This is a genomic window from Peptoniphilus sp. BV3C26, assembly GCF_000478985.1.
GTDB lineage: Bacteria > Bacillota > Clostridia > Tissierellales > Peptoniphilaceae > Peptoniphilus_B > Peptoniphilus_B koenoeneniae.
The window spans coordinates 21,423-34,522 of record NZ_AWXB01000014.1 but is presented as its reverse complement, the minus strand read 5'-3'; the positions used below and the strand labels follow the sequence as shown (position 1 = coordinate 34,522).

The window sequence follows — 13,100 nt, the reverse complement described above, 5'->3', positions numbered from 1 at the left end:
GATGGAAAAATTATATATAACTAAATTTTTTTCTTCAGACTCAATATTAAAGGTTAAGGCTAATAGAGGAAGTAGATATGTTGTTACGATTGATAATGAATCAAATAAAACATTATCAGGAAAGGTAAAGATAAACTCATATGTAAGATAGATAGGAGGTGAAATAATGGATTTAAATCCTATGAGATATAGTAATGGCGATTAGTTTAGATGCTATATTCTATAATATAACTAGAAACAACAGTTGGAAAAATAGATAATATTTGATCTTAATGTCAAATATATTGAGGTCAAACAAAATTATATGAGGAGGTTAGAAATGAAGAGAAGATTTACTCTATTAATAGCCATGGTGATGTTGTTAACAGCAATGGCAACAAATGTATTTGCTTCATCAGCAAATAATAACTCAGAAGTCAGCCCTAAAGAATGGCAAGAGTGGTTTAATAAATTAAGTAAAGAGGAACAATTAAGTGTAAACTATGAGCCAAGTCAAGTTTTAAAAGCACTTAGTGCTAATGAAGTTTCAAAAGTTAATATTGACGACAAATATGAAACCAAAACCTTTTTGACAGAACTACAGAACCTATATCCGACCATGGAAAAAAAGTCTATAAATCAATATATATCATCTTATATTGAGATTTTCAATATGTACAGGGGTATGTATCCAAATCTTTCAAATAAGGCTATCGCAGAAAAAGCAAAAGCGAATATGTTAAATAAGATAGAGTATACGATTGATGATTCAGAGTATGAAGCTAAGGATATTATAATCCGCTCAGCTAAAGAACCTGATGGGTATGAAGCCATTGTTGACTATATAAATAAAAATCTCAAGCCTAATTACTACGCTACTTTGGATACGACAGAAGAAAATATAAATATTCTAAAAAGACATATTAATAGTTTACCAAACGAAGTCAAAGAATCAGCATTGTTATATATTGAGGATATGGAATCAGAAGATAATTTCGACGAAACAATTGCTAAAAAATATTTAAAAACAAATATTTTATATAGAAGCTCTGAAAAAGATGCAGCTTCAAAATGTGTTGCTTATGCAAAAGAGTATTGGAAAGATTATAATCCCAGCTATCCTGATTGGGATGTTGATTGTGCTAATTTCGTTTCTCAATGTCTGTATGCGGGAGAAAAAAAGATGAAAGACGAATATCCTAAAATAGACGATAGTAGAAACTGGTTTTCTTATGGTTCAAAAAAAGACCCAAGCAAAGTATCTTCTACATGGCGTGGGGCAAATATGTTTAAGTGGCACTGGGTCTCAAGATCATATGCTTATAAGGATTTCGATCTGAGTAAAAATGGAGAACTTACAAGGTTATACAACTATGCACAAGCTGGATACCCTATATCTTTTTTAAACTCTAAAGATGGCGCATATCATACTTTAATAATAACTGGCTTCAACAATAATACAAAAGATGTTGGCGTAAGAAACCATTCAGGTAGAGTCAATAATGAAAATACAGGTGTAAGATGGCTTAGTGGAGATAATGTTAAAGTAAGAGTATATGTCGTTTATAAATTATAACTAGGGTTTGATGAGTTAAGTGTAACAAGACAATATATTAGCCTTTTAGAACATGGAGAGGCTCAAGCTACAATTTTTATAGGAATAGAAATCGCCAACAAACTAGATATATGTGTTTACACATTATTTGGTTTTGACGAGTGTGAGTGTTGTAATGTAGGCACAGGAGGTAATTAGATGATATATTTAAATCCACAAAGGTATAAGAACGGCGACAAATATAATAAATAAACTAATAATTTGAGATTTATCAGTTTATTTATCAACAAATCAACAGTTTGCTAAAGCGAGAGAAAGTGAAAAAGGAGGATTTTATGAAGAAGTTTTTATTAATTTTATTAGCCTTAGTATTAGCTTTACCAGCAACAGTATTTGCACAAGGCTATATGAATGATATGACTAATTTTCAAAAGTCGATGGAAATTTTAGAAGAACTCGGTTGTAATGTGGAAAAAGAACATCAATTATTTAACTTGAGATCAGCAAAAGATACTAATAGAGTTAATCTAGGAAATGAGTCTTTTGCTTTATTAGATGAAGATGATAGGATAATATCAATTGATAGGATAAAAGAAACGAATGGAGATTATTTTAGACAAAATACACCGAAAAAAGATTTTAGAGTTACTCAAAATTTAGTTGAACAAAAACTTGTTAAAGAAGGATACGAGCTTGTTCATTCAGGTTATTTTGATGATACTACTTTAAGGTTAAGATATGAAAAGATGATGCCTTATGGTGGACATAACCAATATGATGCTTATGACGCTTATATAGATACAGAAAATGGTGCTTTAGTCAGTTTTAAGAAGAAAGGTATAGAGAAAAAGGAAATTTCTTTGAGAAGTTTTAGTCAAACTAAAAATCCTATTTCAGAAGATGAAGCTATAAGTATAGCAAATAATTTTCTAGAAAAATATAATAAGGAGCCAATTCAAGATTTAAGAATTGGAACAGCTATTCCTAATGATGATTTTTATAAAACCATAAAAGGAGATACAGTCGATGGAAACCCACTAATTATAAATGAAGACAATATTGCGAATCAGGATATCAGAGAAGCATACATTTTAAAAAATGAGAACATGGAAGTTTATGTCGATTTGTATTCTGGTGAACTTATTGGAGGAGACATATACATGTATGAAGGAGGAGCTATCTCAGTTCCTGACGTTGCCTATGGAACTGCTAGAGCAACTGATGCTCATGCTGGCTTAGCTAGAATGGGATATGATCCAGTCGATGTTGCTGCATCGGTAACTAATTTTAAGTCTAGAGCAAATACGATGTTAGGTTATGGTCTTAAAGCATTTTATGCAGGATGTCATGGTTCTTCAAATGTAATAGGGACAAATAAAAACGGGGGATCATTTCTTAAGTACAATGATGTTCCAAGCAGTAATTACCAATTTGTGTTTTTAGCTGCATGTAATACAGCTGCTAATACGAATTGGTCTGATGCATTTGGAATATATAATGGTATTTCAAAAAATAAAGCATTTTTAGGCTGGTATGAATCCATTAACTCAGTTCAAAATTATAATTATTGCTGGCAACTTTGGAATCAAACATCAAGGGGTAAATCAGTAAGAAATGCAGCTTTAGATGCAGCTAATAAGATAACTGAGTATTGTCCTATAAGATTTAGAGGCGATAGAAGTTATGATGGATTTGATTAATTATGTTTTGGATGTCAAATACCTTTCTAACTGATTATAATAATTCTATTGTAAAAAGAACAGCAGGGTTATTGTTAATAATATTTCTTATGGTTAATTTAAGCTCATGTTCTAGTTCAAATGATATACCTATTGATAAAGAAAATAATAGAGAGTCTGTTATTGATAAAGAAAATAATGATGAGTCTGTTATTGATAAAGAAAATAATGGAGAGTCTGTGAAAGTATATATTTATGATGAGAAACAAGAGGGTTTTAAAGAACTAGATATATCTTCAGATCAACAAAGGAAAGTTTTAGAAGAATTGAATAAACTAAATAAGGATTGTAATTTATATGATTCAAATAATCAATATTTAGGGTTGGATACCGCTTATTCTGATGGAGCATATTTAATTAAAATAAAAAATGATGAAGAATATGAGGTTGAGATAGTAGAAGATAATCCAAATAGTGCAGATAATAGATACTGGTACAATGTAAAATCAAGAAATAAAGATATAGAGGGTATATATAAAACCCCTTACAATTTGAAAGAAAAAATAAATAGGATTGTATTAGAACAATGATTTACTTTGAATTGTCGCACTTTGATTTTAATTTGAGTCTCACATTCTAGAATATAGCTAGAAACAACAGTTGGAAAAATAGATAATATTTGATCTTAATGTCAAATATATTGAGGTCAAACAAAATTATAAGAGGAGGTTAGAAATGAAGAGAAGATTTACTCTATTAATAGCCATGGTGATGCTGTTAACAGCGATGGCAACAAATGTATTTGCTTATAACTCAGAGAGCATAGAACATGAAAAGATGTATTCTGTAAGTTCTGATAGCATAGAATATGAGGATTTAATGGAATTAAAAGAAGATGTTAAAGCCATAAATAATGATTATGATTTAGAAGAGGAATTGATTTTCGAAACTGAAGTCGGTGAAATTATAAATAAATATAGTAATAATAAAATCGATTTCAGAGAAAAAGCAACATCTCTTAATTATAATGACAGAGAAGAGGTAATCGCTGAAATATTAAAGATATATGATCTAAGTTCTACAGATGAAAAATTAAAATTAGATATTTATGTTAGAGGTGCATTGGAAACATTAATAACTGAAAATCCTACTAGACAAACAATGAATTTAGAAAAAGCATTTAATTCAATATATGAAAATCAATATAATGAAAAAAATAACTTATCTTTGCGTGCTTCAAATCAAGATCATTTTGATTACCTTGATGCAATATGGTATGCGCATAATTACTATGAAAACTATAATAGTAACTATCCTGACTTAAGTGGACCTATAGGAGGAGATTGTGCAAATTTTGTGTCACAAATTTTACATTATGGTGGTTATAGAACTGACAATAAATGGTATATTAAAAGAAAAAATTATAAGTATAATAACCCAAAAGATATTACAGAGCTGAATTATAGTTGGGATTTAGCTGATCCTAGTCCATGGATCAGTGCTAAGTATTTTAATAATTACTGGTCAAATATTGTAAAAACTGAAACAATTGATGATGATGATTTTGTAAATAAAAATATGTTTAATAAGCTAAATTTTTTTAAAGGAGACACGGTACAGTTATTAAGAAAAAAATATTTTAGCTATTATGGTTATCATACAATGTATATCACCGATTATACTAACAATAGTAAAAATAATCGTGATTTCGCAATGACATATCATACAAGGAATAGAATAGACAAACCTTTAGTTGATGTTGTTGAAGCTTTTATGAATGGTGGAGGAAGTTACAAAGTCAAATTTTTTTAAAACACGATAAGAATGGTACTATATAAAATATGAATATAAAAATTTAATTGTAGTTAATCTTACAAATAAAAATTTATAAGATCATAAATGTAAGCTACACAGAGAATGACCTGAACCCCAAAATCCGGAATAAGGATGGAGGGGTTTTTAATTATGAATATTTAGAGATAAGGATTAATAGATATGAAAAAATTAGAACAAATAAGACAAAAGTCAAAAGAAATAAAAGATAAAATTGATGATACAGAAGAAAGACTAAGGCAACTAAAAAATCAAGAAAAAAAGATATTAAAACAAGACATAGTAAAAAGAAGAAAAGAAAGAACTCATAGGCTCATAACAAGAGGAGCAATTTTAGAAAGCCTTATAGAAAATGCAGAAGAACTAACAGATGAAGAAATAAAAATCCTACTAGAAGAAGCAACAAAGACAAAAGAATTTAAAGAAACACTAAGAATAATAAGAGAAAATTAGGAAAAATAAAATAATTAAATCTCCCTTAGATTTTCTAAGGGCGCAATTATACACCCTAAAGGGTGCTTGCGTCCTGCGGAGCCAAACCCTTGCAGGGAGCAACAACCATTCGCTTTTTAAAAGTCAAGGGTAAATAAACTCGCTAACGCTCGCCCTTGACTTTTAATATTTGAAATGAACAAAACAATTAAGCCGACATACTGAAACAACAAAAATTAATTCAGTAGTCGGCTTTTTCTATTCTATCATTTCAAAACGCTCATTCACAAAGAGGATATAAAAATCTATTAAGCCTCCACCTAAAACAACAAAAAATGAAAGGAAGTGATAAAAATGGCGGACAGTTTTCATTTTTCAGTAAACATAATATCAAGAGGAAAAGGCAAAAGTGCAGTAGCAAGTGCAGCATATATAAGTGGAGAAAAAATAAAAAATGAATGGGACGGAGTAACCCATGACTACACCAAAAAACAAGGAGTAATTAGCAAAGAAATATTTTTGCCAGATCACGCACCAAAAAAATATAAAGACCGAAAAACCTTGTGGAACTCGGTAGAACTTTTTGAGAAAAATTCTAATGCCCAACTTGCAAGAAACTTTATCATATCTTTACCAAAAGAGTTAAGCATAGAAGAAAATAAAAAGATGATAGAAGAATATGTTCAAAACAATTTTGTAAAAGAGGGAATGATAGTAGACCTAGCAATTCATGATGAAAGTAGAGATGGAAATCAAAATATCCATGCTCATATAATGACCATAGTAAGACCAATAAATGAAGATGGAACATGGGGGCAAAAAAGTAAAAAAGAATATATCCTAGATAAAAAAGGAGAAAAAGTTTTAAACAAAAATGGAAAACCTAAAACAAGAAAAGTAGAACTAACAACCTGGAATGATAAAGGCAATGTAGAAAAATGGAGAGAAAATTTTTCAGACCTTTGTAATGAATATCTAGCAAAAAATAAGATAGAAAAAAGAGTAGACCATAGGAGTTTTAAAAGACAAGGCATAAAACAAATACCAACAATACATCTAGGAGCAAGTGCTAGTGCAATGGAAAGAAAAGGAATAAGGACAGAAAAAGGAGATATAAATCGTGAAATAAAAAAACAGAATGAACTATTAAAAAACATAGGCAATGAAATAAAGAAAATAACATCTTGGTTAGCAGGCTTCAAAGATAAGCTAAAAGAATCATATAGGGAATATAAAGACCAAAGTAAAAAGCAAATCGAAAATGAATCAGGACTCTTTAACCTCTATGAATATTTAAGCTTCTATCAAGAAATGCAAGAAAATAATAGAGCTGAATTATCATTTTATGGGAAAAGAAACAAAGCAATCTATGATCTAAAAAGATATGCAAGTGGAATAAATTATCTAATAGAAAACAAAATAAAAACCATATCAGACCTACAAGGACATGTAAATAACCTAAGAAGTAAAAACTCTGAAATATATAAGACCATAAAAGAAAACAGTCAAAAGATAGAAGACTTTAATAAGTATTTAGCCTATGCAAAGACTGTAAGAAAAACAAAAGCAACCTACCAAGAATATGAAAGCAAGAAAATATTCAAAGAAAGCTTCTACAAAAATAATCAAAAGGAAATAGACCAACATATAAGGGCAAGAACCTTAATTGAAAAAATTAGTAGAAAGAAAAATTTAAGAGAAAAAGAATGGTTAGGAGAAATTAAAAACTTAGAAGATGAAATCAGTAAATTAAATACAGAGTCAGAAAAGATAAGGGAAAGATACAAGGAAATAAATCATATTAAATATGCAGTAGAAGTAGTAAATGAAGAATATGGTATTGACCTATCAATAGAAATTGACAAGGCAATTAAGAGGGGAGAAAAAGAAAGTATCATAGAGAAGATAAAAGAATATAAGCAAGATAGTGATAGTTTTAATAAAAAAAGACAAATGACTAAAGACTATTACAAAAATCAAGACAGATAAGACCTGGTAAAAATATCTTATCCAAGCTATAATATGACCAAGAAAATAAAGGCAGATCTAGGAGGTAATAGAGATGAATAAAAGGCAAGAGCTAATAGATGAACTCATAAAAGCAGATCAAGATGGAACATACAAAACATATAAAAGCACCGAAGAAATAAAAGCAATGAACAATGAGGAAGTGCAGATTATATATTCCAACATGAAAAACTATCTATCAGACAAAAGAACACACATAAACTACTAAAGGTGGAAAGGCATTGTAAGCTATTTTAATGTATAAAAGGTACAAATACCTAAGAAAGCTATATAAACATCAAAATAAAGCATTCCACCACCAAGAACAACCAAATAAAAACAATCAAAGGGAAGTATAGAAAAATTAAAGTATATACTTCCCTTTTTTTAATTCAAACAAAGGAGATAAGAAATGATAAACGAAGAAATAAGCAAAGAAGCAGGTCAAGCAGCACAAACCATAATAACATACACAATAAAGGCAGCAAAAGAATCAATCAACTTAGACAAAGAAATACGAAAAAAGATGAATGATACTTTAGAAAAAGTAAACGGAAACCTAAAAAGCCTTATGGGAGATGAAATGAAAATAAAAGACCTCTACAAAAAAGGACAACTAGAAAATATAAGCATAGATCAAAGCGACCTTAAAGACTTAAAAAAAGAACTAAACAAACTTGGAGTAAGTTTCTCAGTAATGAAAAACAAAGAAAGCAAAAACTATGAAATATTTTTCCAAGCCAAAGACATAAAAGTAATGGAATATGCCTTTAAACAAGTCATAGCCAAGGAAAATAAAAAAGAAAAAGAAAGTATTCTAAAACAAATAAAGAAATACAAAGACCTATCTAAGAGTAAGGATAAGACAAAAGAAAAAGTCAAAAGAAAAGTAAAAGAAAAAGTAAAACCAAGTAAAAAAGATATGACCAGAGAAATTTAAGGGAGTAACGAAAAGTTACACCCTTAAATAACCATAATAACAAGACTTCCGAAAAGCAGAAGTCCAGAATTCCGAAAATCGGAAATCAAGAATTTCGATTATCGAAAATCTGGAATATATCAATGTAGAAAGGATATAAAATAGAATAAACACAATATTTATGATATAATTAAAGCAGTTAAGAGGTCAAAGAGGTGCTTGTATGAATAAGAAAAATAACATAGATAGAGTTCATGATGATGTTTTTAATAGCATAAAAACATTAATGGATAAGGCAAGAAATGAAGTCGCAAGAGAAGTCAATCATCAGGAGATGAAAACAAAAAAGTCCTAGACCAAGCCCTTAAAGGGCAATGAAATAAATGAGACAGCCAAACAAAGAGTAAACCTCGGCAAGACACGTTATTATGTGGACAAGGTATTTTATAATTAAAGGAGAAAATATTATGAAAGGTGGTTTTAGAATTCTTCTTGCTATAATGATTTTATTTTCATTAACAGGATGTAAAGGGAAAACAGATGGAGATATTACAATTGATAAAGGTGATTCAAATAAATTTAGCCAAGAAGAAATAGATTCTGCAATTAAAGTAGTAAAGGATAATTTTTCATTCCCAGGCTCAGAATTAAAAGCAGTACGCTACGATGAAGCTAAATCTGATGATGTGATAAAAGAATTTATGGAATATGGAGCAGGCAAGGGCACTGATATAGATCCAAATAATATTATCGTTCTATTTTCAGAATTTGATGTGACTGGTAAAAATCCTGTATTAAGTAAGGATGAATACAAGAATTACAGCTGGACCTTAGTTCGACCAGACAAAGATGGGGAATGGAAGATAGAAGATCAAGGTTATTAAAAAATATAAGGAAAAATAAAATATAAATTATAAGGAGAAGTAGAGAAAAAATCTACTTCTTTTTTTATTGCAAGGAGGATTAGAATGGCAACAAACAAAAGATATTATTGGATAAAATTAAAAGAAGAATTTTTCACAGACAAGAGGATAAAAAGATTAAGGAGAATATCGGGAGGAGATACCTACACGATAATCTACCTAAAACTTCTACTACTAAGCCTAAAAGATGAGGGCAAACTCTATTATGACGGAGTAGAAAGTGATTTTATAAAAGAGTTAGCACTAACCATAGATGAAACAGACGATGATGTAATGGTTACAGTTAATTATTTAATCAATCAAGGCTTATTAGAAGTTGTAACAGAAAATGATGAATACTACCTAACTGAAATACCAAGCCTAATAGGATCAGAAACAGCTTCTACAAGGCGTTCAAGAAAGTCTAGAGAATTAAAAATGTTGCAATGCAACACCAATGCAACACATAAGCAACAAAAGTGCAACGGAGAGATAGAGATAGAGAAAGATATAGAGATAGATAAAGAGAGAGAGGGAGAGATAGATAAAAAGTCCACCCCCATTTTTTATGGAGAATTCAAAAATGTAAGGTTAAGCAAAGAAGAATATAAAAAACTTAATGAAAAACTAAACTCACACACAGACATAATGATAAATAAACTATCAAGATACATGGAAAGCAGAGGTAAGACCTACCAAAACCACTATGCAACAATCTTAAATTGGTATGAAGAAGACAAAGACAAACTAAGACAGAAAGGTTTAAATAAAAAAATGAACTATGATGTAGGAGAATATTTATAGGTAAAAAGAGGTGGAAAGCCACTATTAAAGACTTTAAGTCTAAAAAGGTATCAAAGTATGCCAGATATAATAAAAATACAAATATGACACTTAAAAGGCGATTAGAAAATTAAAAATCTAATCGCCTTTTTTTATTGCATGAAAGGATAAGCTATGACAAAAAGACAAACAAAATACATTGTAAAAAGAAATTATGATAATAGAAGAACAGATACGGACGCTTTTCTAAGACTAATAAAAAAATCAAGCAAATTAAATAAGACTAATGAAATTGAGTATAACAAATATAATATTGATAGCAATAAAAAAGAGTGCTATAATAAAAATAGTTTTAGAGAAAGTTGTGTTATTTCTGAAAACTCAAACAAGGAGGAATAGGAAATGATACAAACAAATTCAAATCACTTTTCATTCAAAGCTGCAATTTATTGCAGACTATCTAAAGATGATGAGCAGAAAGGAGAGAGTGCCAGTATACAAAACCAAAAGGAGCTTTTAGAAAACTATGTAAAATCAAGAGGTTGGAGTATTTACGATGTATATATAGATGATGGATATACTGGATTAAATACAAATAGACCGTCATTTCAAAGACTAATTAGAGATATTGAAAACAAAAAAGTAGATATAGTCATCACTAAGGACTTATCAAGGCTTGGAAGAAACTATTTGCAGACTGGATACTATACAGAAAATTTCTTCCCAAAGAACAATGTCAGATATATAGCTTTAAATGATGGAGTAGATACCTTTCAAGAAAACAATGAAATAGTTCCTTTTAAAAATGTTTTAAACGAGTTTTATTCAAGAGATGTTTCCAAAAAAATGAAATCTGCCTATATGACAAGAGCAAGGCAAGGAAAATTTATTGGTTGTCTTGCTCCAATAGGATATAGGAAAGACAATGATGATCCACATAAATTAGTAATTGATGATGAAACTTCATGGATTGTTGAAAAAATTTTTGATCTTGCTTTTAGTGGTTACGGAGTACAAGCAATTAGAAGAAGACTTTTTGAAGAAAAAATACCTACACCCACCTGGTGGAATAGAAAAAAAGGACTTAGAAATAAAAAAACTAAGTTAGAAATGACCGTAGATGGTGGAGAGTATTGGTGGGACTGCACAACCCTAAAAGAAATTATTGAAAACCCAGTTTATATTGGTCATATTGCTAGTCAAAAAGTTAATTATAAATTCAAAGTAGGTTGGTTATCCGATAAACCTAAAGAGGAATGGATAATCGTAGAAAATACACACGAACCAATTATTTCTGAAAATATTTATAATATAGCAAATGAAAAATTAAAGAGCAGGAGAAGACCATTTAAAAATGGAGAAGAAAGTATATTTGCAGGCATTGTGAAATGTCCCGATTGTGGAAAATCTTTAAATCTTGGAAGAAACAAATCGAAAAAAAGAGAAAAGTTACTCACTTGTAACACTTATAGAAGATATGGAAAGTCATTATGTAGTCAACATAGAATTTATTACGATACTCTTTATGAGATAGTGCTTAAAGATATTAGGAAAAATGCAGAAATAGCATTAAAAGACGAAAAAGAAATTATAAAAGCACTTGAAAGATCACGAGAAATTGATAATGAAGAAGAACAAAAATTTATTATGGATAAGATTTACGAAGATCAGATAAGAGTAGAAGACTTAACTAAAAAGATTGAAAGACTATATGATGACTGGATAGATAACAAGATAAGTGAAAGTAACTTCCAAAAAATTCTTGAAAAATCACAAAACGAACAAGATTATCTAAATCAAAGAATAGAAGATAATCAAAAATTGATTGTTAAAGACGATCTTGAAGATATTAATGTCAAAAAATGGATTGAACTCATAAAAAAACATAGGGATATAAAGAAGCTGGACAAAGAAACCTTAAACGAACTCATCTCAAAAATCTATGTTCACGAAAAAGAAGTAGTGAATGGAGAAATCACCCAAACAATTGATATTTACTACAATTTCATAGGAAATACAGACACACTACAAGTATTTTACAATCTCTAATTAGGCATAAAGCAGCTTATGGCTGGTGGGGGAATTGTACTAATCGGTATTAAATTAATTCCACTACTTGCAAATGCTTTAAATTAGGAGAAAGTCTATGTTTGGTATCTTTGACAAGCTAACTGAATTTTTTAAGGATATGCTACTCGGAGGTATCAAAGCAAATCTTGAGTCCATGTTCTTAGATATAAATGACAAGGTAGGAGTTATTGCAACTGATGTTGGAAAGACACCAATGGGTTGGAATGGAGAAGTATATAACTTCATAAAAAACATTAATGATAATGTGATTGTTCCAATAGCAGGTCTTATCATAACAGCAGTTTTATGTATTGAACTCATAAATATGGTTATGCAAAAGAATAATATGCATGATACAGATACTTTTGAGTTTTTCAAATATATTATAAAGATGTTTATAGCAGTCTACCTTGCAAGCCATGCCTTTGAATTTTCAATGGCAGTCTTTGATGTGGCACAAAATCTTGTAAACAAAGCGGCAGGGGTAATCACTACTTCTGCCACTGTTTCAGGAGATCAGATAGTTGCAATGGTTGATACATTAAAAGAAAAAGATGTTGGTGCATTAATAATGATATTAGTTGAAACAAGCCTTGTAAGGATTGCAATTCAATGTATATCTTTAACTATTACCCTAATAGTATATGGGCGTATGTTTGAAATATATGTCTACTCATCAGTATCATCCATACCATTTGCGACTATGGGAAATAAAGAATGGGGTCAGATTGGAACAAATTATATCAAGGGACTTTTTGCCTTGGGACTACAAGGTTTGTTTTTGATGATATGTTTAGGTATCTACACCGTTTTAATAAGAACGGTACAGATTACAGATATTCACGCAAGCTTGTTTAGTATATTAGGATATGCTCTACTACTTGGACTTATGATGTTTAAGAGTGGAACAGTTGCAAAAAGTATTATGAATACGCACTAGG

14 protein-coding genes and 1 pseudogene are annotated in these 13,100 nt (G+C 29.9%); all 15 read left to right on the top strand.

Annotated features, from left to right (window positions below; translation table 11 throughout):
- The first annotated feature begins 304 nt into the window (after positions 1-304).
- The 15 genes and pseudogenes from HMPREF1253_RS09565 (at position 305) to HMPREF1253_RS01555 (ending at position 13,099) form a co-directional block, all read left to right on the top strand.
- Positions 305-1,555 carry an amidase domain-containing protein gene (locus HMPREF1253_RS09565; protein WP_202899115.1) on the top strand — a complete coding sequence of 417 codons (1,251 nt, stop codon included), beginning with the start codon at positions 305-307 and terminating at the stop codon, positions 1,553-1,555.
- Between the two features lie 314 nt (positions 1,556-1,869).
- Positions 1,870-3,234 (top strand): hypothetical protein, encoded by a 1,365-nt coding sequence (locus tag HMPREF1253_RS01610; protein ID WP_023054989.1) that lies wholly within the window; start codon positions 1,870-1,872, stop codon positions 3,232-3,234.
- Positions 3,235-3,236: 2 nt separating this feature from the next.
- Positions 3,237-3,803, top strand: a complete 567-nt coding sequence (locus HMPREF1253_RS01605) for a hypothetical protein (protein WP_036739116.1) — start codon at positions 3,237-3,239, stop codon at positions 3,801-3,803.
- Between the two features lie 145 nt (positions 3,804-3,948).
- Positions 3,949-5,025, top strand: coding sequence for an amidase domain-containing protein (locus HMPREF1253_RS01600; protein WP_023055004.1), 1,077 nt, complete (start codon positions 3,949-3,951; stop codon positions 5,023-5,025).
- A 183-nt stretch (positions 5,026-5,208) separates the two neighbouring features.
- Positions 5,209-5,499: a DUF3847 domain-containing protein gene (locus tag HMPREF1253_RS01595; protein WP_023054990.1), complete on the top strand. Its 291-nt coding sequence runs from the start codon at positions 5,209-5,211 to the stop codon at positions 5,497-5,499.
- A 333-nt stretch (positions 5,500-5,832) separates the two neighbouring features.
- A complete protein-coding gene (gene mobQ, locus HMPREF1253_RS01590; RefSeq protein WP_023055009.1) occupies positions 5,833-7,467 on the top strand; it encodes a MobQ family relaxase in 1,635 nt (544 codons plus the stop codon).
- A gap of 73 nt (positions 7,468-7,540) precedes the next feature.
- The gene (locus HMPREF1253_RS10235) at positions 7,541-7,714 is read left to right on the top strand and encodes a hypothetical protein (protein WP_023055011.1); all 174 of its coding nucleotides are present in this window, start codon (positions 7,541-7,543) and stop codon (positions 7,712-7,714) included.
- Between the two features lie 183 nt (positions 7,715-7,897).
- Positions 7,898-8,425 (top strand): PcfB family protein, encoded by a 528-nt coding sequence (locus tag HMPREF1253_RS01580; protein WP_023054992.1) that lies wholly within the window; start codon positions 7,898-7,900, stop codon positions 8,423-8,425.
- A 202-nt stretch (positions 8,426-8,627) separates the two neighbouring features.
- The gene (locus HMPREF1253_RS10570; protein ID WP_023055007.1) at positions 8,628-8,759 is read left to right on the top strand and encodes a hypothetical protein; all 132 of its coding nucleotides are present in this window, start codon (positions 8,628-8,630) and stop codon (positions 8,757-8,759) included.
- A 112-nt stretch (positions 8,760-8,871) separates the two neighbouring features.
- Entirely contained in the window at positions 8,872-9,288 is a 417-nt protein-coding gene (locus HMPREF1253_RS01575; RefSeq protein ID WP_023054996.1) for a DUF4829 domain-containing protein, read from the top strand.
- An 84-nt stretch (positions 9,289-9,372) separates the two neighbouring features.
- Positions 9,373-10,110, top strand: a complete 738-nt coding sequence (locus HMPREF1253_RS01570) for a phage replisome organizer N-terminal domain-containing protein (protein WP_023055001.1) — start codon at positions 9,373-9,375, stop codon at positions 10,108-10,110.
- A 153-nt stretch (positions 10,111-10,263) separates the two neighbouring features.
- The gene (locus HMPREF1253_RS01565) at positions 10,264-10,488 is read left to right on the top strand and encodes a hypothetical protein (protein ID WP_004825731.1); all 225 of its coding nucleotides are present in this window, start codon (positions 10,264-10,266) and stop codon (positions 10,486-10,488) included.
- A gap of 3 nt (positions 10,489-10,491) precedes the next feature.
- Positions 10,492-12,138, top strand: a complete 1,647-nt coding sequence (locus HMPREF1253_RS01560) for a recombinase family protein (RefSeq protein WP_023055002.1) — start codon at positions 10,492-10,494, stop codon at positions 12,136-12,138.
- Positions 12,139-12,141: 3 nt separating this feature from the next.
- Positions 12,142-12,225 (top strand): annotated as a pseudogene (locus HMPREF1253_RS09810) (Maff2 family mobile element protein); the annotation flags it as partial.
- Between the two features lie 10 nt (positions 12,226-12,235).
- Positions 12,236-13,099, top strand: coding sequence for a VirB6/TrbL-like conjugal transfer protein, CD1112 family (locus tag HMPREF1253_RS01555; RefSeq protein ID WP_000466913.1), 864 nt, complete (start codon positions 12,236-12,238; stop codon positions 13,097-13,099).
- The last annotated feature ends 1 nt before the right edge of the window (position 13,100 follow it).

Excerpts from the sequence above, each read along its gene's own strand:
- HMPREF1253_RS10235 (WP_023055011.1), top strand. The coding sequence starts at position 7,541 with ATGAATAAAAGGCAAGAGCTAATAGATGAACTCATAAAAGCAGATCAA.
- HMPREF1253_RS01555 (WP_000466913.1), top strand. The coding sequence starts at position 12,236 with ATGTTTGGTATCTTTGACAAGCTAACTGAATTTTTTAAGGATATGCTA.
- HMPREF1253_RS09565 (WP_202899115.1), top strand. The coding sequence starts at position 305 with ATGAGGAGGTTAGAAATGAAGAGAAGATTTACTCTATTAATAGCCATG.
- HMPREF1253_RS01600 (WP_023055004.1), top strand. The coding sequence starts at position 3,949 with ATGAAGAGAAGATTTACTCTATTAATAGCCATGGTGATGCTGTTAACA.
- HMPREF1253_RS01560 (WP_023055002.1), top strand. The coding sequence starts at position 10,492 with ATGATACAAACAAATTCAAATCACTTTTCATTCAAAGCTGCAATTTAT.
- HMPREF1253_RS01580 (WP_023054992.1), top strand. The coding sequence starts at position 7,898 with ATGATAAACGAAGAAATAAGCAAAGAAGCAGGTCAAGCAGCACAAACC.
- mobQ (WP_023055009.1), top strand. The coding sequence starts at position 5,833 with ATGGCGGACAGTTTTCATTTTTCAGTAAACATAATATCAAGAGGAAAA.
- HMPREF1253_RS01610 (WP_023054989.1), top strand. The coding sequence starts at position 1,870 with ATGAAGAAGTTTTTATTAATTTTATTAGCCTTAGTATTAGCTTTACCA.
- HMPREF1253_RS01605 (WP_036739116.1), top strand. The coding sequence starts at position 3,237 with ATGTTTTGGATGTCAAATACCTTTCTAACTGATTATAATAATTCTATT.
- HMPREF1253_RS01595 (WP_023054990.1), top strand. The coding sequence starts at position 5,209 with ATGAAAAAATTAGAACAAATAAGACAAAAGTCAAAAGAAATAAAAGAT.
- HMPREF1253_RS01570 (WP_023055001.1), top strand. The coding sequence starts at position 9,373 with ATGGCAACAAACAAAAGATATTATTGGATAAAATTAAAAGAAGAATTT.
- HMPREF1253_RS01565 (WP_004825731.1), top strand. The coding sequence starts at position 10,264 with ATGACAAAAAGACAAACAAAATACATTGTAAAAAGAAATTATGATAAT.
- HMPREF1253_RS01575 (WP_023054996.1), top strand. The coding sequence starts at position 8,872 with ATGAAAGGTGGTTTTAGAATTCTTCTTGCTATAATGATTTTATTTTCA.
- HMPREF1253_RS10570 (WP_023055007.1), top strand. The coding sequence starts at position 8,628 with ATGAATAAGAAAAATAACATAGATAGAGTTCATGATGATGTTTTTAAT.